At 53.3% G+C, this 638-nt stretch carries 1 protein-coding gene; it reads right to left on the bottom strand.

Annotation, left to right across the window (positions count from 1 at the left end):
• Window positions 1-134: 134 nt before the first annotated feature.
• Window positions 135-626, bottom strand: coding sequence for a type VI secretion system effector Hcp (hcp, locus tag ACOTZD_RS22850; RefSeq protein WP_009653685.1), 492 nt, complete (start codon window positions 624-626; stop codon window positions 135-137).
• Between the last annotated feature and the right edge of the window lie 12 nt (window positions 627-638).

Raw genomic sequence — 638 nt, 5'->3', positions numbered from 1 at the left:
CGTCGCTGTTCCCTGTTATTCAGGAACCCAAAGCGCATCAGGTCGGGCAGGCAGATTGTGTTTTTCTTTGCACAGCGTCCGTGCATACAGACGCTGTGCAAAAAATTGCGGACAGGGCCCTGTCCGCATGCGACTTACGCAGTGGCGCGTTCGTTCCAGGAATCGGAATGAATGATGTTGCCGTCCTTGTAGGTCCAGGTGATTTTTTCGTAACGCAGTTCAATCTGCTCGAGGTGGTTGTGCTTCTCGAAAGCAGGATCCTTGATGTCATGCATCTTCGGATTCACTTTCACCAGCTTCACGTTCTCAAGCTTCGTGTTGAAGTACTCCACTTCCTGGCCTGCGTCATTGATTCTGTACCATTTGAACTCGGCCGATTTCAGGGTCTGGCCGGTCGTCACCGCCTTGTACAGGTACGGGCTGGAGGAGTCGATTTCCTTGGTGAACAGGAAAGGCGTGTGGATACGGGTGCCGGTCAGCTTGCCGGTATTGTTATCGGTCGGGATGTACAGGTTATGCTCCTGGGCCACCACCTCGATACTGCCTTCACGATCCTGAACGTCCACAGACCCTTTGATGTCCGCGCCGCCGTCGTCCTTCAGCCACAGATAGACTGGAATTGCCATGTTAATTACTCC

The sequence above is a fragment of the Enterobacter cloacae complex sp. SHL022 genome (assembly GCF_049237785.1).
Classification (GTDB): domain Bacteria; phylum Pseudomonadota; class Gammaproteobacteria; order Enterobacterales; family Enterobacteriaceae; genus Enterobacter; species Enterobacter hormaechei_C.
Note: the sequence above shows the minus strand (reverse complement) of the source record. Positions and strands in the feature narration are given on the sequence as shown.